The organism is Novosphingobium organovorum (assembly GCF_022832435.1).
GTDB classification, from domain to species: Bacteria; Pseudomonadota; Alphaproteobacteria; order Sphingomonadales; family Sphingomonadaceae; genus Novosphingobium; species Novosphingobium organovorum.
The window spans coordinates 1-24028 of sequence record NZ_JALHLF010000013.1; the positions used below are offsets into that span (position 1 = coordinate 1).

At 66.7% G+C, this 24028-nt stretch carries 24 protein-coding genes; 12 read left to right on the forward strand and 12 right to left on the reverse strand.

Annotated elements, in window-relative coordinates; all coding sequences use genetic code 11:
* Positions 1-810 precede the first annotated feature (810 nt).
* From MTR62_RS05670 to ybaK, 6 genes are all read left to right on the forward strand, one after another.
* Positions 811-1098, forward strand: a complete 288-nt coding sequence (locus MTR62_RS05670) for an RNA-binding S4 domain-containing protein (RefSeq protein WP_244017857.1) — start codon at positions 811-813, stop codon at positions 1096-1098.
* A gap of 25 nt (positions 1099-1123) precedes the next feature.
* On the forward strand, positions 1124-1462 hold the full coding sequence (fdxA, locus tag MTR62_RS05675) for a ferredoxin FdxA (RefSeq protein WP_244017859.1): 339 nt from the start codon (positions 1124-1126) through the stop codon (positions 1460-1462).
* 329 nt (positions 1463-1791) lie between these two features.
* Complete coding sequence (locus MTR62_RS05680) at positions 1792-2325, forward strand: CarD family transcriptional regulator (RefSeq protein WP_244017861.1); 534 nt, start codon at positions 1792-1794, stop codon at positions 2323-2325.
* A 152-nt stretch (positions 2326-2477) separates the two neighbouring features.
* On the forward strand, positions 2478-2798 hold the full coding sequence (locus tag MTR62_RS05685) for a hypothetical protein (RefSeq protein WP_244017863.1): 321 nt from the start codon (positions 2478-2480) through the stop codon (positions 2796-2798).
* A gap of 42 nt (positions 2799-2840) precedes the next feature.
* Positions 2841-4178, forward strand: a complete 1338-nt coding sequence (locus tag MTR62_RS05690; protein WP_244017865.1) for an anti-phage deoxyguanosine triphosphatase — start codon at positions 2841-2843, stop codon at positions 4176-4178.
* A 67-nt stretch (positions 4179-4245) separates the two neighbouring features.
* Positions 4246-4719: a Cys-tRNA(Pro) deacylase gene (gene ybaK, locus MTR62_RS05695; protein ID WP_244017867.1), complete on the forward strand. Its 474-nt coding sequence runs from the start codon at positions 4246-4248 to the stop codon at positions 4717-4719.
* Positions 4720-4832: 113 nt separating this feature from the next.
* Here the strand turns inward: ybaK and MTR62_RS05700 are convergent, their stop codons facing one another.
* The gene (locus MTR62_RS05700) at positions 4833-5780 is read right to left on the reverse strand and encodes an L-threonylcarbamoyladenylate synthase (protein WP_244017869.1); all 948 of its coding nucleotides are present in this window, start codon (positions 5778-5780) and stop codon (positions 4833-4835) included.
* A gap of 50 nt (positions 5781-5830) precedes the next feature.
* Between MTR62_RS05700 and MTR62_RS05705 the strand changes: the two genes are divergently transcribed.
* Positions 5831-6742, forward strand: coding sequence for a DUF815 domain-containing protein (locus MTR62_RS05705; RefSeq protein ID WP_244017871.1), 912 nt, complete (start codon positions 5831-5833; stop codon positions 6740-6742).
* Positions 6743-6873: 131 nt separating this feature from the next.
* On the opposite strand, the gene MTR62_RS05710 is transcribed toward MTR62_RS05705, so the two are convergent.
* Positions 6874-8358 (reverse strand): PQQ-dependent sugar dehydrogenase, encoded by a 1485-nt coding sequence (locus MTR62_RS05710; RefSeq protein ID WP_244017873.1) that lies wholly within the window; start codon positions 8356-8358, stop codon positions 6874-6876.
* A 62-nt stretch (positions 8359-8420) separates the two neighbouring features.
* On the opposite strand from MTR62_RS05710, the gene MTR62_RS05715 reads away from it, so the two are divergent.
* Positions 8421-8906, forward strand: a complete 486-nt coding sequence (locus tag MTR62_RS05715; protein ID WP_244017875.1) for a GAF domain-containing protein — start codon at positions 8421-8423, stop codon at positions 8904-8906.
* A 261-nt stretch (positions 8907-9167) separates the two neighbouring features.
* On the forward strand, positions 9168-9806 hold the full coding sequence (locus MTR62_RS05720) for a glycine zipper 2TM domain-containing protein (protein ID WP_244017877.1): 639 nt from the start codon (positions 9168-9170) through the stop codon (positions 9804-9806).
* A 125-nt stretch (positions 9807-9931) separates the two neighbouring features.
* Here the strand turns inward: MTR62_RS05720 and MTR62_RS05725 are convergent, their stop codons facing one another.
* The 6 genes from MTR62_RS05725 to MTR62_RS05750 all read right to left on the reverse strand — a co-directional run bounded on the left by MTR62_RS05725 (position 9932) and on the right by MTR62_RS05750 (position 15894).
* On the reverse strand, positions 9932-10912 hold the full coding sequence (locus tag MTR62_RS05725) for a ParB/RepB/Spo0J family partition protein (RefSeq protein ID WP_244017879.1): 981 nt from the start codon (positions 10910-10912) through the stop codon (positions 9932-9934).
* A complete protein-coding gene (locus tag MTR62_RS05730; RefSeq protein ID WP_244017881.1) occupies positions 10909-11685 on the reverse strand; it encodes a ParA family protein in 777 nt (258 codons plus the stop codon). The genes MTR62_RS05725 and MTR62_RS05730 overlap by 4 nt, the downstream gene beginning before the upstream one ends.
* 6 nt (positions 11686-11691) lie before the next feature.
* On the reverse strand, positions 11692-12324 hold the full coding sequence (gene rsmG / locus MTR62_RS05735) for a 16S rRNA (guanine(527)-N(7))-methyltransferase RsmG (protein WP_244017883.1): 633 nt from the start codon (positions 12322-12324) through the stop codon (positions 11692-11694).
* Complete coding sequence (gene mnmG / locus MTR62_RS05740) at positions 12321-14171, reverse strand: tRNA uridine-5-carboxymethylaminomethyl(34) synthesis enzyme MnmG (RefSeq protein WP_244017885.1); 1851 nt, start codon at positions 14169-14171, stop codon at positions 12321-12323. The genes rsmG and mnmG overlap by 4 nt, the downstream gene beginning before the upstream one ends.
* An 81-nt stretch (positions 14172-14252) precedes the next feature.
* Positions 14253-15557 (reverse strand): tRNA uridine-5-carboxymethylaminomethyl(34) synthesis GTPase MnmE, encoded by a 1305-nt coding sequence (mnmE, locus tag MTR62_RS05745; RefSeq protein WP_244017887.1) that lies wholly within the window; start codon positions 15555-15557, stop codon positions 14253-14255.
* Between the two features lie 61 nt (positions 15558-15618).
* On the reverse strand, positions 15619-15894 hold the full coding sequence (locus MTR62_RS05750) for a DUF6489 family protein (protein ID WP_244017889.1): 276 nt from the start codon (positions 15892-15894) through the stop codon (positions 15619-15621).
* 279 nt (positions 15895-16173) lie between these two features.
* Between MTR62_RS05750 and MTR62_RS05755 the strand changes: the two genes are divergently transcribed.
* Together MTR62_RS05755 and MTR62_RS05760 are read left to right on the forward strand one after the other, a co-directional pair.
* Positions 16174-17772 carry an FMN-binding glutamate synthase family protein gene (locus MTR62_RS05755; RefSeq protein ID WP_407672614.1) on the forward strand — a complete coding sequence of 533 codons (1599 nt, stop codon included), beginning with the start codon at positions 16174-16176 and terminating at the stop codon, positions 17770-17772.
* A 43-nt stretch (positions 17773-17815) separates the two neighbouring features.
* Positions 17816-18790: a quinone oxidoreductase family protein gene (locus MTR62_RS05760; RefSeq protein WP_244017891.1), complete on the forward strand. Its 975-nt coding sequence runs from the start codon at positions 17816-17818 to the stop codon at positions 18788-18790.
* Between the two features lie 112 nt (positions 18791-18902).
* On the opposite strand, the gene MTR62_RS05765 is transcribed toward MTR62_RS05760, so the two are convergent.
* The 4 genes from MTR62_RS05765 to hemE form a co-directional block, all read right to left on the reverse strand.
* Complete coding sequence (locus tag MTR62_RS05765) at positions 18903-19613, reverse strand: TerC family protein (protein ID WP_244017893.1); 711 nt, start codon at positions 19611-19613, stop codon at positions 18903-18905.
* Positions 19614-19637: 24 nt separating this feature from the next.
* Positions 19638-20894, reverse strand: coding sequence for a transcription termination factor Rho (gene rho / locus MTR62_RS05770; RefSeq protein ID WP_244017896.1), 1257 nt, complete (start codon positions 20892-20894; stop codon positions 19638-19640).
* 285 nt (positions 20895-21179) lie between these two features.
* Positions 21180-21623: a CopD family protein gene (locus MTR62_RS05775; RefSeq protein WP_244017898.1), complete on the reverse strand. Its 444-nt coding sequence runs from the start codon at positions 21621-21623 to the stop codon at positions 21180-21182.
* 97 nt (positions 21624-21720) lie between these two features.
* A complete protein-coding gene (gene hemE, locus MTR62_RS05780) occupies positions 21721-22749 on the reverse strand; it encodes a uroporphyrinogen decarboxylase (protein ID WP_244017899.1) in 1029 nt (342 codons plus the stop codon).
* A 381-nt stretch (positions 22750-23130) separates the two neighbouring features.
* Here hemE and MTR62_RS05785 point away from each other — a divergent pair, with 381 nt between their 5' ends.
* Positions 23131-23976 (forward strand): pyruvate, water dikinase regulatory protein, encoded by an 846-nt coding sequence (locus MTR62_RS05785; protein ID WP_244017901.1) that lies wholly within the window; start codon positions 23131-23133, stop codon positions 23974-23976.
* The last annotated feature ends 52 nt before the right edge of the window (positions 23977-24028 follow it).

A 24028-nucleotide genomic window follows, 5' to 3' on the forward strand; every position in this document is an offset into this window, starting at 1 on the left:
TCGCGGGGCGTGCGCCGCGCGGCGGGGCGCCCGAGGCCGAGATGCCGCCCGCGATCACCGCGTCCAAGCGCGACCGGATTCCGGGCTACCGTGGCCTTGGCAAGCAGTTGATCCGCCTCGACATGGCCGAAAAGCTGCTGCGCGAGGCGCACACCCAGCGCGAACAGGCGCGCGAACAGGCCCAGGCCCAGGAGGAAGCCGCCGCGGCGTCGGCCGCGCAAGCCCAGCCCGCTCCCCCGATCGAATCCACCGCAGCCGAACCCGGCGCGCCCGAAACGCCGGCGGTGGACACCCCCCCGGCGATCGAGACCGCCCAGCCCGCTCCCGAAGCGGTGGAGGCACAGCCGGAAAGCGGCGAACAGGCCCAAAGCGATGACGCCAAGCCCGCCAAGGGCCGGAAAGGCCAGCGCGGCCGAGGCGGCAAGGGCAGGAACGGCCACCGCGGTGCACACCCCGATCAGGCCCGCAAGGGCGGCCCCAAGGGGGGGGCGCGCGCGAGCTTCACGCTCGATCCGGCGCGCGCCGTCTCGATGGGGCTGACCACCGCCAGCTATGCGCGCCTGCTGCGCCTGGGCGGGTTCCAGCCGCTCGAGCCCAAGCCGCTCGCCGATACCATGCACGGGCCGCCCGCGCCGGTGCGCTGGACCTGGCGTCCGCCGCNGCCGCGCCGCCAGGCCGCGCCGCAGGCCCCTCGCACCCCGCAGGTGCGCGAAGGCAGCGCGTTCGCCGCGCTCGCGGGGATGGTGCGCTGATGATCCCGGCAGGCCCTCGCCCGTGCAACCGGCACGGTGCGGGGGTGAGGGCCTGCTGATGCGCATCGACAAGCTCTTGTGGTTCCTGCGCCTCGCCAAGACGCGCACGGTCGCCCAGGGGCTCGCGCAGGAAGGCCACATGCGGCTTAACGGGCGCCGGATCGAACGCGCCCACCAGAAGGTCGCACCGGGCGACGTGCTGACCGTGCCGATAGGCGCGCACGTCAGGGTGATAGAAATTCTTGCCCTTCCCACCCGCCGCGGGCCCGCCTCCGAGGCCCAGGCGTGCTACAGAGTGCTTGACGCCAGCCCGTCTCATCCCGTAGCGGCTCCGCTTCAGCACTAGAGTTCTCGAAAAGGATTTCGCCGTCATGACCTACGTCGTCACCGACGCCTGCATCGCCTGCAAGTACACGGACTGCGTCGAGGTTTGCCCGGTCGATTGCTTCTACGAGGGCGAGAACATGCTCGTCATCAACCCCAGCGAGTGCATCGACTGCGGCGTGTGCGAGCCCGAGTGCCCGGCCGAGGCGATCCTGCCCGACACCGAAAGCGGCCTCGAGGCGTGGATCGAACTCAACGCCAAGTATTCGGCCGAGTGGCCCAACCTGACCTCGAAGAAGGACGCGCTGCCCGAGGCCGACGAGCTCAAGGACGTCGAGAACAAGCTCGAGACGCATTTCTCGCCCGAGCCCGGCGAAGGCGACTGATCGGCGCCTTCCTTCGGACAGGAAACGGCGAATAACCGTTTCAATTCGGGTCGGAATTGTCCAGAACGCAGAGACCAGCCCGTGACCGGCCGGATTCGTGCGTCCGGCACTGGATATTTTGTCACATCCATGCTATATAATCGGCCGACTGCCCGAGGACTCACTCGTTCGGCAGAGATTTTTCATGACGAGGCAGGGTTCGAAAGCAAACGGTGGGAGAGTAATCTGACCGGACGGCGGAGGTATTCGTGCCTCCAGGTCGCAAGCCGACGGGACACTCTTTTTCCACGCGTTCACGCATATCACCCCTGCAGGTGAAAGGACGATACATGGCAACCAAGGCCGATGCCTTCGATGTTGGAGATTACGTCGTTTATCCCAAGCACGGCGTGGGCCGTGTGATCGAGCTGCAGAAGCAGGAAATTGCCGGCATGCAGCTCGAACTCTACGTTTTGCGGTTCGAAAAAGAGCGTATGACGCTGCGCGTCCCGGTCAACAAGGTTGAATCGATCGGCATGCGCAAGCTGTCCTCGGACAAGACCCTGCGCGAAGCGCTCGACACGCTCAAGGGCAAGCCCAAGGTCAAGCGCACGATGTGGTCGCGCCGCGCCCAGGAATACGAAGCCAAGATCAACTCGGGCGATCTCGTCTCGATCGCCGAAGTGACCCGCGACCTGTTCCGCGCCGACGACCAGCCCGAGCAGAGCTATTCGGAACGGCAGATCTTCGAAGCCGCCTCCTCGCGTCTCGCACGCGAACTGGCCGCGATGGAAAAGACCGACGAGCCCGCCGCGCTCAAGAAGATCCTCGCGATCCTCAACGAGCACGCGCCCAAGTACTACGAGTCGACCGAAAGCGCCTGAGCGCCTTTCGCCACCGACCCGGCGTGAAAAAGGGGCCGCTTCCTCGCGAAGCGGCCCCTTTTTCGTGCGCCCACTCGCCTCAGCCCGCCCAACGGATCCGCTGTCGGCTTGGGCGTTGCGCGCGGCGCCGCTTCGTGACAGCATCGCCCGTGATGCCCCTGTCCCGTTTTCCCGCGCGCCGACTGGCCGCCCCGTTGCTGGCTCTCGCCGCGTCTGCCCTTCTGGGCGGCTGCGTGGGCACCGTCACCAAAGTGGCCACCGCACCGGTGCGCGTGGTCGGCAAGGGCGTGGACCTTGCCACCACCAGCCAGTCCGAAGCCGACGAGAATCGCGGCCGCAAGATGCGCAAGCGGCTCGACACGCTTGAGCGGCAGTACAAACGCGAACGAAAGGCCTGCCAGAAAGGCGATCAGGCCGCCTGCGATGCCGCGCGCGCCGACTACGCGCGGATCGAGGACCTGCGCGGCGATTGACCCTTGCTCGACGCGGTGGAATAGCTTCGCCATGGTGATCGCATGAACTGGTACGCACGGCGTGAAGCCTGGTCCGCGCAGGCCGAGGACGCGCGCGAGGATGGCGATATCGACTACGCGCGCGTGGTCCATTCCGCCTCGTTCCGCCGGCTTCAGGGCAAGACCCAGATCCTCAACCTTGGCGACAGCGACTTCTACCGCACCCGCCTCACCCATTCGCTCGAAGTCGCGCAGATCGCAGGCGGCCTCGCACGCCAGCTCGCCAAGAGCTTTCCCGATCATCCCGCAACCGCCCACCTGCCCGACCGCAGCCTCATTCACGCCATCGGCTGCACCCACGACTTTGGCCACCCCCCGTTCGGCCACGGCGGCGAAGTGGCGCTCAACTACGCCTTGCGCGATGCGGGCGGGTTCGAGGGCAATGGCCAGACGCTGCGCCTGCTTACCCGGCTCGAACGCTTTTCCGCCAACGCGGGCGCGAACTTGTGCCGCCGCACGCTGCTCGGCGTGCTCAAGTACCCCGCCGCCTTTTCCGCCGCGGCAAATCCGGCGCTGCGCCCACGCCTGCTCGACGGACCGACCACCATCCGCGTGCTCGACCCGGCCACCTGCAAGCCGCCCAAGGCCTATCTCGACAGCGAGGCCGACGTCGTCGACTGGATTCTCGCCCCGCTCTCCCCGGCCGAACGCGACGCCTTCACCGCGCTCGACCACCGCGAGGGTAAGCACGGCAAGACCCGGCACAAGAGCTTCGACTGCTCGATCATGGATCTGGCCGACGACATCGCCTACGGCGTCCACGATCTGGAAGACGCCATCGCGCTTGGCCTGGTGCAGAAGGATGCCTTTGCCCGTGCGCTCGCCGCGCCGAGCGCCCCCTTCCTCGACGCGATCAAGGCCAGATACCCCGGCGAGAGCGGGAACGACGTGTTCTCGGCCATGGTCGAGGGCCTGTTCGGGGACGAGGGCCTGCGTAAACGCTACGTAAGCCGTCTCGTCGGCCACTTCATGACCGGCGCGACCTACCGCGAGGAAGCAGCCTTCGGCGAACCCCTGCTGCGCTGGCGGGTGACGCTCGAAGGTCCGCGCCGCGCCTTTCTCGACGCGCTCCAGCGCTTCATCGTCGACGAGCTGATCGCCAGCCCCGAAGTCCAGCATCTGGAATTCAAGGGCCAGACGATGGTCGTCGCGGTGACCGAAGCGCTTGCCGCCGATCCGGCCCGCCTGCTCCCCAAGACCGCTCTGGAGCGCTACGAGGCCGCCTCGGGCGCGATCCGGGTCATCGGGGACCATGTGGCCGCGATGACCGACACCCACCTTCTCAAGACGTATGAGCGGCTGTTCAGCCCGCGCATGGGATCGGTGTTCGACCGCCTCTGACTTGGCCTGCACCGCGACGGGCGCTAAGCGCTCCTCCCGAAAGACACGACAAAGGCATCCCCCCGCCATGGCCCAGGCAACCCGCGCCACCCGCACACTCGATGAGGCAGGCATCGCCTACACGCTCGTCGCCTACGCTTTCGACGCCAGCGTCGAAAGCAAGGGCCGCGCGGCCGCCGAAGCGATCGGGGCCGAGCCCGAACAGGTGTTCAAGACGCTGATGGTCATCGCCGAGGGCAAACCCGCCTGCGTGGTCGCTCCCAGCAGCGGCGAAGTCTCGATGAAGAAGATCGCCGCCGCGCTCGGCGCCAAGTCGGCCAGCATGATGAAGCCCGCCGATGCCGAGCGGCTGACCGGCTACAAGGTCGGCGGCATCAGTCCGCTTGGCCAGATGCGCCATGTCCCGACCCTGATCGACGAGACCGCGATCCTGTTCGACGCGATCTTCCTCAACGGCGGCCAGCGCGGGCTTCAGCTGCGCGTGACCGCCGAGGACCTTGCGCGCATCCTCGATGCCCGGCTTGTCGACGTGGCGGCGTAGGCGCGTTCTGCGGCAGCGCACCGTTATCGGGGCGGGGCGATCGGTCAGTGTGGCTTCAGAACGGCCCACCCCAACCCCTCCCGCAGGTGGGAGGGGCGAAAATGGCTCTGCCCTCACGCCGCCGCGCGGCGCAGGCGGTCGTTGATCGCGGCACCAATGCCCGCTTCGGGGACCGGGGCGATGGCGATGCGCGGGTGGCTGTCCGCCGCACCCTGATGGAGCAACGCGTAGAGCCGGCTCGCCGCCTCGTTGAGATCGCCGCCCGGCGAAAGGCTCGCGTGCCCGGCAATGATGCCGAAGCCGATATGGAATTCATCCGCTTCGGCCTCCAGCGCGCCGAGCCGCACCGGCTTGCCGGGGGCGTAGTGGCTGGCGAGCTGACCAGGGGCCTCGATCGCCTGGTCGGTCACCACCGCGGGCGCGCTGCCGAGCACCTGCGCCAGATCGTCGGTGGGAATCGGCCCCGGACGCAGGATCTGCCAGGTGCCATCGGCGCGCAGCGCGACGATCGTCGATTCCAGCCCCGCCGCGCATGGTCCCCCGTCGATCACCGCATCGATCCGGTCCCCCAGTGAGGCCACCACGTGCGCGGCCTCAGTCGGGCTCACCGCGCCGCTGCGGTTGGCCGACGGCGCGGCGAGCGGGATGCCGGTGGCCGCGATAACCGCCCGCATGACCGGGTGCGCCGGACAGCGCAGGGCCACCGTGGGCAGCCCGGCGGTGACCGCGGCGGCGATCGGCGCGCCTTCGCGCAAGGGCAGGACCAGAGTCAGCGGGCCGGGCCAGAACGCCTCGGCCAGCGCCACCGCGCGCGCGTCGAGTTGGGCGATAGCCTCGGCCCCCGCGCGGTCGGCGACATGGACGATCAGCGGGTTGAAACTCGGCCGACCTTTCGCGGCGTAGATCGCGGCGACGGATTCGTCCCGGTCGGCCCTTGCGGCAAGACCATAGACCGTCTCGGTCGGAATCGCGACAAGGCCACCTGCGCGCAGGATTTCGGCCGCATCGAAGATCGCGGCAGGATCGGCGGCAAGCAGGCGGGGACGACTGGCGGTAGGCATACCCCGGCGCTATAGCCCGGCGCAGCGAAAGCCAAGGAAAAGCGCATACAATGACGTCCCCAGCCTCCGATGCCGCCCAAACCGCCCTGCTCGCCCGGATTGCCGACGCGCTTGCGCGCACATCTGACGCGCTTGCGCGCTCATCCGACGCGCTTGCGCGCTCATCCGACGCGCTTGAACGGCTCGCCCCGCCCGCCGCGCCCGAAACCGACTGGCGGAGCTACCCCGCCTATGTCTGGACCGGCAGCACCGCGCGCGGTGTCGCCCGGCTCGATGCCCCCGCGCTCAACATGCTGCGCGGGATCGACCAGCAGAAGGAGAGCGTGGTCACCAACGTCCTGCGCCTCGCCGCAGGCCATGCCGCGCACGACATGCTGCTGTGGGGCTCGCGCGGGATGGGCAAGTCGGCCCTGCTGCGCGCCGCGATCCGCAAGGGCCAGGCCGAACACGCCAACGGCATCGCGCTGGTGCAGGTGGCGCAGGACGCGCTTTCGGGCGTGAGCGACCTGTTCGCGACGCTAGGCACGATCGACCGCCGTTTCCTCGTCTTCGTCGACGATCTGGGCTTCGAGGAAAGCGACGGTGCGGGACCGCGCCTGCTGCGTTCGTGGCTCGAAGGCGGGGTAGAGGCGCGTCCGGCCAACGTGCGCCTCGCGGTCACCTCGAACCGGCGCGCGATCGTCGCCCGTTCGATGCGCGAGCAGGACGATCCGATCAACCCGCGCGATGTCGTCGACGATCGCCTGGCGCTGGCCGACCGCTTTGGCCTCTCGATCGGCTTCCACGCCTGCGACCAGGATTCCTACCTCGCGATCATCACCGGCTACGCGCAGGAATTCGGCCTCGCGTTCGAAGCCGACGACGCGCTCGAATGGTCGCGCCGACGCGGCGCGCGCTCGGGCCGCGTGGCCTGGCAATACGTCAACGAACTGGCGGGCCGTGCGGGCAAGGCGCTTTCGTAAAACCGAGGGCCATCCCCCTCGGGCTCCCCAAACGACAGACCCCACCTTTCTCGCGCCATGTCGGCTGAGAAAGGTGGGGTCTGTCGTTTGGGGTCAAGGGGTATTAACCCCTTGAATAAAATTCTTATCTTTTACTGAATAACCGTCGGCGCATCCGGCCGCAGCCCCGCCTGAAGCCTGAGCAGCGCTTCGGGCGAAGTCGGGTCGATCAGCTCCTTGAGCGGCTTCATGTGCTCGGTCACCACCGGCTTCACCTCAGGCGCGGGCTTGGCGCCGGGCGCGATCACGCGCCACACGATCCCGGCGGTATCGTCGCTGACCAGCAGCGCGCCATCGCCGGCGATGGAAACCCAGGTCGGGCGGCCATGGGCGTTGCCATCGCTCTTGAGGAAACCGGTCAGCACCGGCACCGGCTTGACGTTCTTCGGGTTACCGTTGGCGTCAAAGGGCACGAAGACGACGTCGTAACCCACCGCCGGACGGCGATTCCACGAGCCATGGCGTGCGATGAAAGCCCCGTTCTGGAACGCTGTGCCGAGCCGCTCGCCACCCTTCACGAAAGTCATGCCAAGCACGGCGGTATGCGCGCCCATCGCGTATTCGGGCTTGCGGGTGTAGCCGGTCATGTTGATCGGCATGTCCCAGCCCACCCGCGTATCGAACGTGTCCTTCCAGTAGACCCAGGGCCAGCCGTACTGCACGCCGACGGGGACGTTGGTGAAATAGTCCGGCACGAGATCGGGGCCGAGCATGTCGCGCTCCTGCACCGTCGCCCACAGCTCCCCGGTCGAGGGATTCCAGTCGAGCCCGTTGGGGTTGCGCATCCCGGCGGCGAACTGGCGCTGGTGGCCCGTGGTCGTGTCGATGTCCCAGATCGCGGCGCGTCCGGTCTCGGCTTCCATGCCGTCATCGGCAATGTTGGTGGCCGACCCAACCGCAACGTAAAGGTCCTTGCCGTCGGGGCTGATGAGGAGGTTGCGCATCCAGTGCTCGCCCCCGCCCCACAGGTCAACCAGCTTGCGCGGCTTGCCTTCGAGCTTGGTCGCACCGGGCGTAAAGGCGAATTCGAGCACCGCGTTGTGGTTGGCGATGTAGAGCTTGCCGTCATGATAGGCCATGCCCGAAGGCGACTGGAGATCGGCCTGGCGGAAGGTGAAGGTCTTGTCGGCCTTGCCATCGCCATTGGTGTCACGCAGCAGCACGATGGTATCAGGCGAAGCGCCGCCCGCGCCCACGCGGTTCATCGCCCAGCGCGTGATCGCGCCGGTCAGCCCGTGGGGCTTGCTTGCGGCGGGAGCGCCGGTTTCGGCCACCAGCACGTCGCCATTGGGCAGCGTGAGCATCGTGCGCGGATGGTCGAGCCCTTGCGCAAAACGGGTCACCGTCAGGCCCTTGGCGGCCTTAGGCGCTTCCCCCTCGCCCCAGCCTTCGGTCCGCGCGAGCGACACACTGGGTATCGTCTGCGGATCGGGTTTGACCAGCTGCGGGTCCTTGCCCTCGGTCGCCTCGATCGGCAGGTCGGAGGTGTTGGAGTACTGCGTCCAGGCGAAGAAGGCCGCCACGGCCAGGACAACAACGACGAAGACCGCTAGGGCCTTGAGCAGGATCGTACGCATGGCTCACGAGATAGGGCCACGCCGGCTTTGCGGCAACAAGGACTTGGGCTAAACGCCCCACCATGTATGAATTCGCACCCGAGGCCAACGCGCCCAAGCCCGAGCTTTACGACGACCTGGCCAGCGCCGCGCGCGCGCTCGTCTCCGGGGAGAGCGATGGCGTCGCCAACATGGCCAATCTCGCCGCGCTGATCTGGCAGTTCGTTCCCGATCTCAACTGGGCCGGGTTCTACCGCCGCATCGAAGACGAGCTGGTGCTCGGCCCGTTCATCGGCAAGCCCGCCTGCATCCGCATCGCGCTCGGCGCGGGCGTGTGCGGCGCCGCGGCGGCGAGCGGCGAGACCCAGCTGGTCCCCGACGTCCACGCCTTTCCCGGCCATATCGCCTGCGATGCGGACAGCCGCTCCGAACTCGTCGTCCCCGTCCTGCAAGATGGAAAGGTGATCGCGGTGATCGATCTCGACAGCCCCCTGCCCGGCCGCTTCGACGCGGACGATGCCGAGGGTATCGCGCGCCTCGCCGCGATTGCCGCTGAAGCGATCGGATAACAGCAGAGGATTTTCCGAGGGCCATCGCCCTCGGGCTCCCCGAACTGTCGACGACAGCTTTCTTCGCCAAGGAGGCGCGGCTGCGGTGCGGTCGTGACTCATCGGGGCAAGACGCTCCCTTGAATCCGTCATTCCTGCCCCAGTTCAGGACATGCCCTAAGCAGTCTCCCTTGAATCCTTGGATTTTCGTGCAATTCAATGCTAAATTTCGCGTTAATATGCCGATCCAATCGGACTTCTATCGCGAAAGGGTGCCCTGCGATGCGTCTTCCTCTCCTGCTTGCCGCCGGGGCCGCCTTGGTGGTTACAGCCCCCGGAGCCTTTGCCCAGAGCGCCGCCCCGATGCCGGTCCGTTACGGCGGGTTCGATCCCGTCGCGCGCGACGCCTGGCTGGTCGATTGCCGCCAGAAGGTCGCCGCGCGCGATTCGCAACTGGGCGGAGCGCTGATCGGCGGCGCGGTGGGAGCGCTGGCGGGCAACCGCATCGCCGGACGGGGTAACCGCACGGTCGGGACTCTGGTGGGGGCCGGTGTCGGCGCCGTGGCGGGCGCCGCGATTGACGGCGCAGCCGATCACGCCCGCGCGCGCGATGAATGCGAAGCCTACCTCGATGCCTATTACAAGCGCTACACCAGCGGGGGCTATGCCACCTACAGCGCGGGATCAGGCTACGGCGCGGACTACACCCAGCCCGGCTATCGCCCGGACTACGCGATCGCTCCGGCGAAGCGCAGCCTGCCGGCCGCGCAGGCGGACTGCACCGAGACGGTCGAATACGTCACCGAGGACGAACCCGAGCGCCCAGCCCGCCGCACGATCCCGCCCCGCCCCAAGCCGCGCAAGGCCGTGCCGAGCAAGGCGGTAAAGATCACCCCCAGCAAGACCGTCAGCCTGCGCTAGAGCGGTTTTCGATCAGATTGCATCGGATCGACCGCTCTCGATTTTTGTTTTGACGCATTTTCTGAACCGTCAGGTGATTCCACCTGACTGGAAAATGCTCTAATCGAACGGCTGAGCGCCCTTGCTCAGATCGCGCCGCCGGTCAGCCGCTGGCAGACAAGGTCGAGCTGATCGAGCGTCGCGTAGCGGATCGTCACCGTTCCCGAGCGCGGGTCGGCGTCGGCCTGAATCTTGACCGGAAGCCCGAGGAACTCCTCAAGGTGGCTTTGCACCGCGACGATATCCGCATCGTGCGCCGGATCGCGCGCGGTGCGCGCAGCGCGGCGCGGCGCGGTGTCCCCGCGCATGGTCTTGCGCACCAGCTTCTCGACATCGCGCACCGACATCTGCGCGGAAACCGCCTTTTGTGCGATCTCCTCCGCGCCCTCGCACCCGATCAGCGCACGCGCGTGGCCCATCGACAGCTCGCCCTTCTCGACCAGACGCACGACATCGTCGGGCAAAGCCAGCAGGCGCTGGAAGTTGGCGACATGGCTGCGGCTCTTGTCAACCAGACGCGCGATTTCGGCCTGGGTCATGCCTTCGGATTCGGACAGGCGCTGATAGGCGCGCGCTTCTTCGATAGGGTTGAGATCCTCACGCTGGAGGTTCTCGATCAGCGCAAGCGCCATGACCTCGCGATCCGACAGATCGCGCACGAGCGCCGGGATTTCGTGGAGCTGGGCCTTCTGCGCCGCGCGCCAGCGGCGTTCACCCGCGACAAGCTGGTAGCTGCCGGTATCGGTCGGACGCACGATGATCGGCTGAATCACCCCGCGCTGCGCGATCGAGGCGGCCAGTTCGTCGAGCGCTTCCTCGTCGAAGTAGCGGCGCGGCTGCTGCGGATCGGGCTTGATGTCGGCAATTGCCAGCGAACGCAGCCCTCCGGCCCGGTTGTTCGCCGCAGCGGTTCCTGTCGCTTCGCCCGAAGCGGCGGGGCTGACAGGCTCTTCGCGGCGGCTTTCGCCCAGAAGCGCGCCAAGGCCGCGCCCAAGGCCGCGATTGGGGGACTTGCGCGAAGCCGACGGACTCATCGCCGTGATGCGGGGGCCGGTGTCGTCGCTCATGCTGCCTTTCTCGTTTCGGGAAGCCGGGTAATCAGTTCGCGCGCCAGCGCCATGTAGGCGCGGCTGCCCGCGCAGGCGTGATCGTAGATCAGCGCCGGAACGCCATGGCTGGGCGCTTCGGACAGGCGCACGTTGCGCGGGATGTGGGTTTCGAAGATGAGCTGGCCGAGGCACGAGCGCACGTCGTCCGACACCTGATCGGTCAGACGGTTGCGGCGATCGAACATGGTGAGGACGATGCCGATGATGCCCAGATCCGGGTTGAAGCGCTGCTGGACGCGTTCGACCGTAGTGAGCAGCTGGCTCAGCCCTTCCAGCGCGAAGAACTCGCACTGCAGCGGGACGAGCAGCTTGTCGGCGGCGGTCAGTGCGTTGAGGGTAAGCAGGCCGAGCGAAGGCGGGCAGTCGATCAGGCAGACGTCGTAGCCCGAATCGTCGCGCAGCGCGTTGCGCAGGCGGTGGGCGCGGTCGTCGGCGTTGACCAGTTCGACCTCGGCGCCCGACAGGTCGACCGTCGCCGCGAGCAGGTCGAGGCCGGGGATCGAGGTCGGCACCACACAGTCGGCGACGGCCTTCTTGTCGACGAGAACGTCGTAGGAAGAGAAGGCGCGGTCGGCCGGATAGACGCCGATCCCGGTCGAGGCGTTGCCCTGCGGATCAAGGTCGATAAGCAGGGTTTTCCACCCCGTCGCGGCAAGCGCGGTGGCAACGTTGATGGCCGTCGTGGTCTTTCCGACGCCACCCTTCTGGTTGGCGATAGCAATACGGATCACGTGGTCTTACCCCTTCCTGCCGGTCAGCGTACCGACAATGATGCCTGCTTGCGGGTCCGTCAGGGACTGTTCCACGTGGAACACGTGCCGCCACTTGCGAAGGTCTTCCAATTCTTGCTTTGCCGAACGGCCCTTGGGCAACACCCAGCGGGTGTCACTTGTGGAAAATCGCGAGGATAACTCAAGAAGTCTTTGCAGCGGCGCAAAGGCACGCGCTGAAATGACCGCGGCGTGACACGAATCGACCAGTTCGAGCCGCCGCCCTTCCACCCGTGCCCGGTCGAGCCCCATGGCGAGTCGCGCACGGTCGAGCCATTCGATGCGCCGGGCGCGCGATTCGACCATGACCACTTCGAGATCGGGCCGCAGCGCGGCGATCACCAGACCGGGGAATCCGGCTCCAGTGCCCAGATCGAACCAGGCCCCGCTTGTTTCACGTGGAACATGGGCGAGCAGCTGCGCCGAATCGACAATGTGGCGGAGCCAGACCTGATCGAGGCTGGCGGCCGAGACGAGGTTCTGCTGCTGGTTCTCCTGCCCCAGCATCGCAACCAGCGTGTCCAGGCGTTGGGCTGCTTCGGGGGTGTATTCGGGGCGCTGTTCAAGCCAGGCACGCGCCTCGGTTTCAGTGGTAATCATGCGCGGGCCGACTCCTTGCGGGCGCGAACCAGGACAGCGGCCAATGCCGCCGGGGTGATGCCGGGGATACGTCCCGCTGCGGCCAGCGTGGCCGGACGGGCCTTGGTCAGACGCTCGACCATCTCGCGCGAAAGACCCGGAATCTGATCGTAGGGGAAGTGATCGCCAAGCGGCAAGGCCTCGCTTGCACGCAAGTCTTTCAACTCACGCTCCTGGCGTTCGAGGTAGGGGGCATAGGCCACATCCTCGCCGACCTCCTCGACCAGCGCCGGATCGTCGAGCAGGGCCGGATCGATCCAGGCGCCCAGCGCGTCCAGATCGATCCCGTCAAAGCGCAGCCACTCGCGCAGGGGCAGCGTGCCAAGGTCTAGCCGGGCCGCGAAGCCCGCAGCGTTGAGCGCCCCTGCCCCCACCAGCGTATCGAGCCCGGATTCGAGACGCGCACGCACCGAACCGCGTTCGGCAAACCAGGCGCGGCGCTCTTCGCCGACCGTCCCCGCCGCGATGGCGAGCGGCGTGAGACGGCTCGCGGCGTTGTTCGCGCGCAGGCGAAGACGGTACTCCGCACGCGCGGTCAACATGCGGTACGGCTCGCTCACCCCGTGCAGCGTGAGATCGTCGATCATCACCGCCATGTAGCTGTTCGCGCGATCAATCGGCGCGGGCTCGAACCCCAGCGTCGCGGCGGCGGCGTGCATCCCGGCCACGAGCCCTTGCGCGGCGGCTTCCTCGTACCCAGTGGTGCCGTTGATCTGGCCAGCGCAATAGAGCCCCGGCATGTCCCGCAGCTCAAGACTGGGGCGCAGGGCGCGCGGATCGATGTGATCGTACTCGACCGCGTAGCCGGGCACGACCATCTCGACCGCTTCGAGCCCTTCCATCGACCGCATCATTTCGAGCTGCACATCCGTCGGCAGCGAGGTGCTGACCCCGTTGGGGTAGACCAGATGGGTCGAGAGCCCCTCGGGCTCGAGGAATATCTGGTGCCCGTCACGATCGGCAAAGCGGTGAATCTTGTCCTCGATCGAAGGGCAATAGCGCGGCCCCCGCGCGCCGATCGCGCCCGAGAACAGCGGCGAGCGATCGAGGTTCGCACGGATGATGTCATGCGTGCGCGGATTGGTCCGCGTGATCGCGCAGAACACCTGTGGGACATGGCGCTGGCCCATCGCCGACATGGTCCAGCCTTCGCCGTCGGAGGGTTGCTCGTCGAGCCGTCCCCAGTCGATCGTGCGGCCATCGAGCCGCGGCGGCGTTCCGGTCTTGAGCCGGGCCATCGGCAGCGCCGCCTCGCGCATCTGCGCGGCGAGCCGCTGCGCCGAGGCTTCGCCGATCCGCCCGCCGACAAGACGCTCATCACCGCGAAACAGAGTGCCGCCGAGGAACGTGCCGGTGCAAAGGACTGTCGCCGACGCGGCTAGCGCAGTGCCATCGGCGAGGTCGATGCCGACCACCCGGCCCTGCTCGATCCGCAACGCGGCGGCTTCGCCGGCGATGAGCGTGAGGTCCCCCTGCACCTTGAGCAGACCGTGGATCGCTGCCTTAAACAGCCGCCGGTCGGCCTGGACGCGCGGCCCCTGCACCGCGCTGCCCTTCGAGCGGTTGAGCATACGGTAGTGGACCGCCGAGGCGTCGGCCGCGCGCGCGATGAGGCCGTCGAAGGCGTCGACCTCGCGCACGAGGTGTCCCTTGCCCAGGCCACCGATCGCCGGGTTGCAGCTCATCGCGCCGACCGCGTCGAGATCGAAACTGACCAGCGCGACGCGCGCGCCCATGCGCGCGGCCACGGCCGCCGCCTCACAGCCGGCATGACCGCCACCGATCACGATAACATCGAAAGAATGCATGGCTTCGCGCTTACTCCACCCACGCGAAAGCGTCAAAGCCTTGGGCACTGTTCCACGTGAAACACCACCTCCATTTCGCACTCATTTGCCGATGCAGAAACGTCCGAACAGCGCATCGAGCATGTCCTCGGTCGTCGTCCGGCCGATCAGGGTATCGAACGCAACCCGCGTCACGCGCAGCTCTTCGGCCAGCAGCAGCGGATCGCGCTGGCCCTGCGCGCGGGCCAGAGCCACGCGCGCACGGCCAAGGAGATCGGCCTGACGCCGGTTGATCGCCACGTCTCCCGGACGCGGCAGGCGATCGCGACCGAACGCGACAAGCGCGTCGCGCAAGACGTCGAGCCCCTCCCCCGTCTGCGCCGACACCCGGTGAAGCGGAGCGCGCTTGCGCGCCACATCACCGCGATCGATCTGCGCGTCGATTTCCCAGGTCCCAACGGGTCCCTCGCCCTCGGGCCCGAGCCAGAGCACGAGATCGGCCCGGTCGAGTTCACCCCGTGCACGGTCGATGCCGATCGCCTCGATCCCGTCGGCCGTCCCCTCGCGCAGGCCCGCCGTATCGATGAAGGCAAAGGGGACGCCGCCAAGCGCCACGGTACGCACGAGGACGTCGCGCGTGGTCCCGGCCAGCGGCGCGGTGATCGCCGCCTCGTCCTCGACCAGCGCGTTAAACAAGGTGCTCTTGCCCGCGTTGGGCGGACCGGCGAGAACCACGCGCAGCCCTTCGCGCAAGGCTTCGGCGCGGGGGCGCTCGAGCCACCGGGTCAGGTCATCGGCCAGCGCGCCAAGGTCCGCGTGGAAGAGCTCGGGCAGGACCGCCACGTCGTCCTCGTCCGCAAAATCGAGAATGGCCTCAACCGCCGCCGAGGCGCTCAGCACCCGATCGCGCCAGAGCGCCACTTGCTGCGAAAAGGCGCCGCCCGCCATCGCAATCGCGGCACGGCGTTGCAGCTCGGTTTCGGCCGAAAGCAGGTCCGCCAGCCCTTCGGCCTCAGCCAGGTCAATCCGCCCATTGGCAAAGGCCCGCCGGGTGAATTCGCCCGCTTCGGCCGGGCGGATCGGATGGTCTTCGCCAAGGTCGAGCTGCCCCAGCGCCGCCTCGACCACGCGCACCACCGCGCGCCCACCGTGCAAATGCAGCTCGGCAAGATCCTCACCCGTCGCCGTGCGCGGGCCGGGAAACCACAAGACCAGCGCCTGATCGAGCAGCGCTTCCTGCGCTGTTCCACGTGAAACACGTAAGGAGCGAAGGCTGGCCTGGCGCGGCGTGGGAAGCGTTCCGGCGAGCGCGGCAAGCGCCTTTCCGGCCGCAGGTCCGCTGATGCGGATGACGCCAAGCGCGGCAGGCGGCGCACCGCTCGACAGGGCAAAAATGGTATCGGTCATGGCCCGCGCATCAAGCAGATCACGCGCGTCCTGGCAATTCGACCCGCACGCGCCAGCCTGCTCAATCGTTCTTGGAGCTTTCACCAAGGCTTTGCGCCGCGCCACTCATCGCCATGGCGACGCCGGTTTCCATGAACTGCTGAAACAGCTTGAGACCCATCTGGCCCATCGGTGCCATCTGCTTGGTCAGTTCCTGAAGCTGGTCGAAATTGCCCGCACCCTTCATCGCGTTGGTGACCGCTTCGACGTAGACCTCATTGGCCCTGGTCACGTCGGGAAGGCCGAGAAAGCGCCGAGCCTCTTCGGGGGAGCATTCGACCTCGACATTGACCTTCATTGGGCTCTCCTCTTCGCACCGTGCCCCACGACACCCGTGCCTCTTCATATCCGACTTGCAACCAAGGCTGACACATAGCGTTGGCAAAGTCCATGACCAGTGCCTAACCTCGGGCGGCGCATCCCAAGCGCTTCGGCCGGAACCATAAAATTGACACTGGCCGCAACCGGATACACAGGCCGATACACAGGAGAGTGCCATGGTCCCCGTTTCCCCCTTTCGGGCCTCGTCCACCGCGCGGACCGGGGCGGTCTCCCCCACCGATCGGGGAGACGCCGCGTGACCCGCTTCCTTCCCGGCCCGCGATACCTCGTCCCGCTGCTGATCCTGGCTCTCGTCCTTGTCGGAGCCTTCGTCCGCTGGCTTCACTGGTCGCTGCTGATCACCTTCCCCCTGCTGCTGCTGACCGCCTGGGACTTCGTGCAGGACCGCCATGCCCTGCGTCGAAACTATCCGTTGATCGCGCGCGTTCGCTGGCTGTTCGAGGACCTTCGTCCGTTCCTGCGCGCCTATATCGTCGAGAGCGATCGCGAGGGGCGCCCCTTCACCATCGACGAACGCGCGCTGGTCTATGCCCGCGCCAAGGGCGAAGTCTCGACCCACCCGATGGGCACCGAACTCGACGTCTATTCAGACGAGTACGAATGGCTCGGCCACTCGATCGCCCCCAATGAAAAAGCACCGGACTCATGGCACGTTCGCGTGGGCAGCGACCACTGCGCGCAGCCTTACGACACCGCGCTCCTCAACATTTCGGCGATGAGTTTCGGAGCGCTTTCGGCCAACGCGATCGAGGCGCTCAACAAGGGGGCGGCGATCGGCGGCTTCGCGCACGACACCGGCGAAGGCTCGATCAGCCGCTACCACCGCAAGCACGGCGGCGACCTAATCTGGGAACTGGGCAGCGGCTACTTCGGGTGCCGCAACAAGGACGGCTCGTTCAACCCCGAGCTGTTCGCCGAGCAGGCGCAGGACGACCAGGTCAAGATGGTCGAGATCAAGCTCAGCCAGGGGGCCAAGCCGGGGCACGGCGGCGTGCTGCCCGGCGCCAAGGTCACCCCCGAGATCGCCGACGCGCGCAAGGTCGACATCGGCGAGGATTGCATCTCGCCCGCCGCGCACCCCGCCTTTTCGACCCCGATCGAACTGCTCGAATTCGTCCAGCGGCTGCGCGAACTTTCGGGCGGCAAGCCGGCCGGATTCAAGCTGTGCGTGGGCCAACCGCACGAGGTCATGGCGCTGATGAAGGCGATGATCGACACCGGCATCACCCCCGACTTCATCGTTGTCGACGGGGCCGAAGGGGGCACCGGCGCCGCGCCGCAGGAACTGACCGACAATGTGGGAATGCCCTTGCGCGAAGGGCTGATCCTGATGCGCAACGCGCTTGTCGGCACCAATCTCAAGGATCGCATCCGGCTCGGCGCTTCGGGCAAGATCCATTCGGGCGCGGGAATGGCGCGCGCCTTTGCGCTGGGGGCCGACTGGTGCAACGCGGCGCGCCCCTTCATGTTCGCGCTGGGCTGCGTCCAGTCGATGAAGTGCCACACCGGCAACTGCCCGACCGGCGTCGCGACACAGAGCGAATGGCGCCAGCGCGGCCTCGTGGTCGACGACAAGGCCGAACGTGTTGCCCGCTTCCAGAAGGAGACGCTCCACGCGCTGCGCGAAATCGTCGTCGCGATGGGCTACCGCAGCCCCTGGGAACTGACCCAGCACGACATGTACCAGCGCATCGATAGCGCCAAGGCCGGAGCGCTCGACGAGGTTTATCGCTTTCTCAAGCCCGGCCAACTGCTGGCCGATCCCGACAGCACGCACTATGCCCGCGCCTGGCGCGTGGCGAACGCGGAATCGTTTCGCCGCGTTGCGCGGTAAAGACCCCCCTTCTCCACTTTCCAGGACTACGACAGGACAGAGCATGGCAACCGGATACCGCATGATCGTCGCCGAGCATGGTGGCCCCGAAAAGGTTTCACGTGAAACATTCGAAGTCCCCACACCCGGCCCCGGCCAGATCCTGATCGAGACCGAAGCGGTCGGCCTCAACTTCATCGACACCTATTACCGCAAGGGGCTCTATCCCGATGCGCTGCCAATCGTGCTCGGTTCGGAGAGCGTGGGGCGCATCGTGGAGCTGGGTGACGGGACCGAGGGGTTCAGTGTGGGGGAACGCATCGGCTACACCGGCAACGGCGGCGCCTACGCGACGCACCGGCTGATCCCCGCCGACGGCGCGCTGCGCGTGCCCGACGCGATCGATCCGATGATTGCCGCCGCAGTCCTGCTCAAGGGGCTGACCGCGTGCTACCTCGCCGAAGATACCTTCCCGGCCAAGGCGGGCGACGTCGCACTGGTCCACGCCGCGGCGGGCGGGGTCGGCTCGCTGCTCGTGCCCTGGCTCACCGACAAGGGCGTCACCGTGATCGCGCACTGCGGCAGCGCCGAGAAGGCGGCCACGGTGCCGACCGACCATGCACTGTCGGGCCCGTTCGCCACTCTGCCCGAACAGGTCGCGGCGATCACCGGCGGAGCGATGTGCCATGTCGTCTACGACGGCGTTGGCAAGGACAGTTGGAACGCCTCGCTCGCCTGCTTGCGCGCGCGGGGGCTGATGGTCAGCTTCGGCAACGCCTCGGGTGCGGTAGAGCCCTTCCCCGTGCTCGACCTGATGCGCAGCGGAGGTGGCTCGCTCTACGCCACGCGCCCCACCCTCGCCCACTACATCGCCACTCCCGAGACGCGCGATGCCGCCTGCGCCAAGCTGTTCGCACGGATCGCAAGCGGCGTGCTCACCCCGCAGATCGGGCAGACCTTCGCGCTGGACGATGCGGCCGAGGCGCACCGCGCGCTCGAAAGCCGGGCAACCACGGGATCGACCGTGCTGATCCCCTGAACGCCCTGCCTGGCCCTCAGGAAGGCCGCTCAGCCACGAAAAAGGGCCCGGACGACCATGAGGTCATCCGGGCCCTTTTCGTATCTCCACGGGGCTGATGGCGGCGAACCGATCAGAACAGCGAGACGATCCCCAGCTGGGGATCGATCCACCCCTCGTAGATCATCTTGCACGCGACATAGAGGATGACGACGAGCCCGAGATAGGCGATCCAGCGGTAGCGTTCGATGAAGCGCGCCAGCACGTTCGCGGCAAGGCCCATCAGCACCACCGAAAGCAGCAGCCCGACGATCAGGATACCGGGATGCGCGCGCGCCGCGCCCGCAACCCCGAGCACGTTGTCGAGGCTCATCGAGACGTCCGCCACCGCGACCGCCCAGGCCGCGCCGACGAAGCTCTTCGCCGACCTGAGGCCCGAATGCTCGTCCCCCTCGACCTCGGGCGAACCCGCGTTGTCGTTCTCGCGCAGCTCGCGCCAGAACTTCCAGGCGACCCACAGGAGCAGGAGCCCGCCCGCGAAGATCAGGCCGACGATGCCCAGCAGCCAGGTCACCGCGAGCGCGAAGGCGATGCGCAGGACAAGCGCGGCGCCAATGCCGATCAGGATGACCTTGCGCCGGTCCTTAGCCGGAAGCCCCGCCGCCAGCGCGCCGACGACAATCGCGTTGTCGCCGGCGAGCAGGAGGTCGATCATCAGCACCTGCCCGAAGGCGGCAAGCGCCGCGGGCTCGGTGATGTTCGCAAAGTCGGACACGATATGGTGCCAGATCGCGCCCGGCCCGCCCAGCGAGCCGCCCGCGATCAGGGCTGTCAGGATAGTCACGAAGAAGGGCCCCCGTTTCGTACCTTACTGGTTCATCGTCGCGAAGAAGTCCTCGTTGCTCTTGGAGTCCTTCATCTTGTCGAGCAGGAACTCCATCGCATCGACGGTGCCCATCTGCATGAGGATGCGGCGCAGCAGCCACATCTTGGAGAGCTGATCCTTGGGAACCAGCAGCTCTTCCTTGCGGGTGCCCGACTTGCCCACGTCGAGCGCGGGGAAGATGCGCTTGTCCGCGACCTTGCGGTCGAGCACGATTTCCGAGTTACCGGTGCCCTTGAACTCTTCGAAGATGACTTCGTCCATGCGGCTGCCGGTGTCGATCAGCGCGGTGGCGATGATCGAGAGCGAACCGCCCTCCTCGATGTTGCGCGCCGCACCGAAGAAGCGCTTGGGACGCTGCAGGGCGTTGGCGTCGACACCGCCGGTCAGCACCTTGCCGGAGCTCGGCACCACGGTGTTGTAGGCGCGGCCCAGACGGGTGATCGAGTCGAGCAGGATGACCACGTCGCGCTTGTGTTCGACAAGGCGCTTGGCCTTCTCGATCACCATTTCGGCGACCTGGACGTGGCGCTGCGCGGGTTCGTCGAAGGTCGAGGAAATGACCTCGCCCTTGACCGAGCGCTGCATGTCGGTGACTTCCTCGGGGCGTTCGTCGACCAGCAGGACGAGCAGGAACACCTCGGGGTGGTTGTCGGTGATGGCCTTGGCCATGTTCTGCAGCAGCACCGTCTTACCGGTACGCGGCGGTGCGACGATCAGCGCGCGCTGGCCCTTGCCCTGCGGGCTGATGAGATCGATCACGCGGGCCGACTTGTCCTTGACGGTCGGGTCGAGGGTGTCGAGCTTGAGGCGCTCTTCGGGATAGAGCGGGGTGAGGTTGTCGAAGTTGGTGCGGTGGCGCACGGCGTCGGGATCATCAAAGTTGACCTTGGTCAGCTTGGTGATCGCGAAGTAGCGCTCGCCGTCGCGCGGGGCGCGGATTTCGCCTTCGACGGTGTCCCCTGTGCGCAGGCCCCACTTGCGGACCTGGTTGGGCGATACGTAGATGTCGTCGGGCCCGGCGAGGTAGTTCGCCTCGGGGCTGCGCAGGAAGCCGAAACCGTCGGGCAGCACTTCGATCGTGCCAAGGCCCATGATCTCTTCGCCGTCCTCGGCGACTTCCTTCAGGATTCCGAACATGAGATCCTGGCGGCGCATCGTCGAAGCGCCTTCGACGCCCAGATCCTCGGCCATTTCGACCAGTTCGGCCGGCGTTTTTTTCTTGAGTTCTTTCAGATGCATCTTTGTGAATTCCGAGATGGAAAAAAGGAGGTGTCGGCCGGGCGGATCATCGGGCTTGGGGAAAGCAGATCCGGGCAGGCAGGCGCAGCTGGCCGCCGCCCTTGAGCCGGGACGCCCTTGCAAATACGCCTCGCGAGCCACGCGGTCAATGAGTCATGCCCGCCAAAACGCAAAGGCCGGGATCAGCGACCCCGGCCTTGCGGCGGATGGAGGTTACATGGAGGTTATAAGGGCGCTTGCCCTCATGCTCCCGAACCTGCCTGCCTCATCTCAAAAGGGCTCACCTTAAAACGGCTTGACCACCACGAGGATCACCACGACCACCGCGACAAGCCCCGGCACTTCGTTGAGCATCCGCAGCGCCTTGCCGCTCATCGCCCGCTCGCCCTTCGCCAGCTTCTTCGCGTAGCTGACCAGCCAGCCATGATAGGCCGAAAGCGCCAGCACGAAGAGCAGCTTGGCGTGGAGCCAGGGCTCCGACCAGAAACCCATCGCGCTCGCCAAGGCCACGCCGAACACCCAGACCATCACGATCGAGGGAGTCAGGATGATCTTACGCAGCTTGGCTTCGCGATCGACCCAGCGCGCCTCTTCGGCCGAGCCGGGTTCGGATTCCTGATGGTAGACGAAATAGCGCGGCAGCATGAACAGCCCGGCCATCCAGAAGATCACGAAGATGATGTGGCCGGCCTTGAGCCAGAGGTAGGTGGTCTGCAAGATCTGCTCCATGCGCCTGGTAGGTCCCTATCGAAAGCGTTGCCCCTGCTGGCGGCTATCTAGGCGCTTGTGAAGGCGCTGCAAAGGGGTCGCCCGCCTGGGGCTTGGGTCAGGGGCGAGTCCAGCCCCTGACGGCCGCGAGAAGCCGTTCCACATGGGCAATCGGGGTATGCTGGCCAATACCGTGGCCGAGATTGAACACATGGGGCCGCCCGGCGAAGGCATCAAGCACGCGGATCGCTTGGCGTTCGAGGTCCTCGCTGCCCGCCAGCACCAGCAGGGGATCGAAATTGCCCTGCACAGGCATACCCTCGGGCAATTCGCGCGCGGCCCATAGCGGGTCGATGGTTTCATCCACGCCCACCGCATCGACGCGGGTCTCACGGGCATAGGCGGCTAGCTTTTCGCCCGCGCCCTTGGGAAAGCCGATGATCGGAGTCTGCGGATGGCGCGCGCGCACCGCCTCGACGATCCGCGCGTTGGGAGCGATGACCCAGCGTTCGAATTGCTGAGGTGAGAGCGTGCCCGCCCAGGAATCGAAGAGCTGGACCGCTTCGGCTCCGGCCTCGATCTGCCCGCACAGATAGTCGACCGTCACCTCGGCAATCGCCTCCACGATAGCCTGAAACCCCTCGGGATCGCGATAGGCCAGCGCGCGTGTCTCGGCCTGATCGCGGCTGCCCTCGCCTGCGACCATGTAAGTGGCGACAGTCCAGGGCGATCCGGCAAAGCCGAGCATGGTGGTTTCGGGGCCGAGCTGGGCGCGCACCTTGCGCACGGTTTCGTAGATCGGAGTCAGCCGTTCAGGCACCGCCGTCAGCGCGCCCAGAGCGTTGTCCACAAGGCGTGGAGAAAGCCGGGGACCTTCTCCAGCGGTGAACGAGAGGTCCTGGCCCATCGCGAAAGGCACGATCAGAATGTCGGAAAACAGGATCGCGCCGTCGAACCCGAAGCGGCGGATGGGTTGAAGCGTGATCTCGGCCGCGGCGTCGGTGTCGTAGACCAGCGCGAGGAAGCCGCCCTTCTCAGCCCGCAAGGCCCGGTATTCAGGCAGATAGCGCCCGGCCTGGCGCATCAGCCAGATGGGGCGTTCTTGCGTGTTCGTGCCGCGCAAAGTGTCGAGAAGGAGGCCTGGCATCGCGTTCTTTTCCGTTCCGAACAAAAAAATTTAGAATTTTTATAAAAGGTTGATGGAGTCTGTTGGCCCTGTGGATATCGGGGATTGGCGGGCAATGCCCGAATTGTCCCCGGATGAACAGGGCCAATGAGTCCATCCGACTCTGGATGAGTCCGGAGTCAAAGATTCATTATTCCCGCTGTCCACAGGGTGTGGATGGAATCTCCAGCCTGTCCAGAACCGCTGGGGAGAATCCGGTGCAGTGGGGACGAAACCAGGGGGCGAGTTGTCACCGGAGCTATCCCGTGGTTTATGGACCCGCTTTCCACAGGGCTATCCCTAGGGCCTGACTCACGTTCTTTGGGGTTCTCTGGGGGCAAACAAGGACGACCAAGAGCCTTTATGGCGCGTTTTCACCTGCACCTCTTGTCCGATTCCACCGGCGAAACGCTCGAGATGATCGCCAAGGCGGCGCTCGCGCAGTTCGACGATACCGAGGTCCTGCGCCACTTCTGGCCGATGGTGCGCTCGCAGCAGCATCTCGACCGGATCATGGGGGAGATCGCCTCCAATCCGGGGCTCGTCTTCTTCACCTTGGTCAACGAGGAAACCCGCAGCCGGCTCGAAGAGCGGTGCCAGCAGCTCGGCCTGCCCGCGATCGCGGTGCTCGACGGGGTGACCGACGCGCTCGAGGCGCTGCTCGGCCAGGAGGCCAAGGGGCGTCCCGGCCGCCAGCACCGGCTCGACGATGCCTACTTCGCGCGCGTCGATGCGATCCAGTTCACCATCGCCCACGATGACGGCATCGCGTGGGAAGACTGGGAAGAGGCCGACATCATCCTTGCGGGGGTGTCGCGCACCAGCAAGACGCCGACCTCGATCTACCTCGCCAACCGCGGCTTCAAGGTGGCGAACATTCCGATCGTGCCCGAGAGCCCCCCTCCCCCCTCGCTCTACGGTCTCAAGCGGCCTTTGGTGGTCGGGCTGACCACCGCGCCCGACCGGCTCATCCAGGTGCGCCGCAACCGCCTGCTTTCGCTCAGCCAGTCGCCCGATACCGACTACGTGCAGGAAGAGAAGGTCGTCAGCGAAGTGAAATACGCGCGGCGCATGTTCGCGGACAACTCGTGGCCGGTGATCGATGTCACCCGCCGCTCGATCGAGGAAACCGCCGCGGCCGTCATCAACCTGTTCAACGAGCGCCAGGCGACCGGACGCAAGGGCCAGATCGGGCCCAAGCCGATCTGAACCGAGTCCGAGCCGCGCGCCCGAACCACGACCATAATTCCAACGGGGTCTC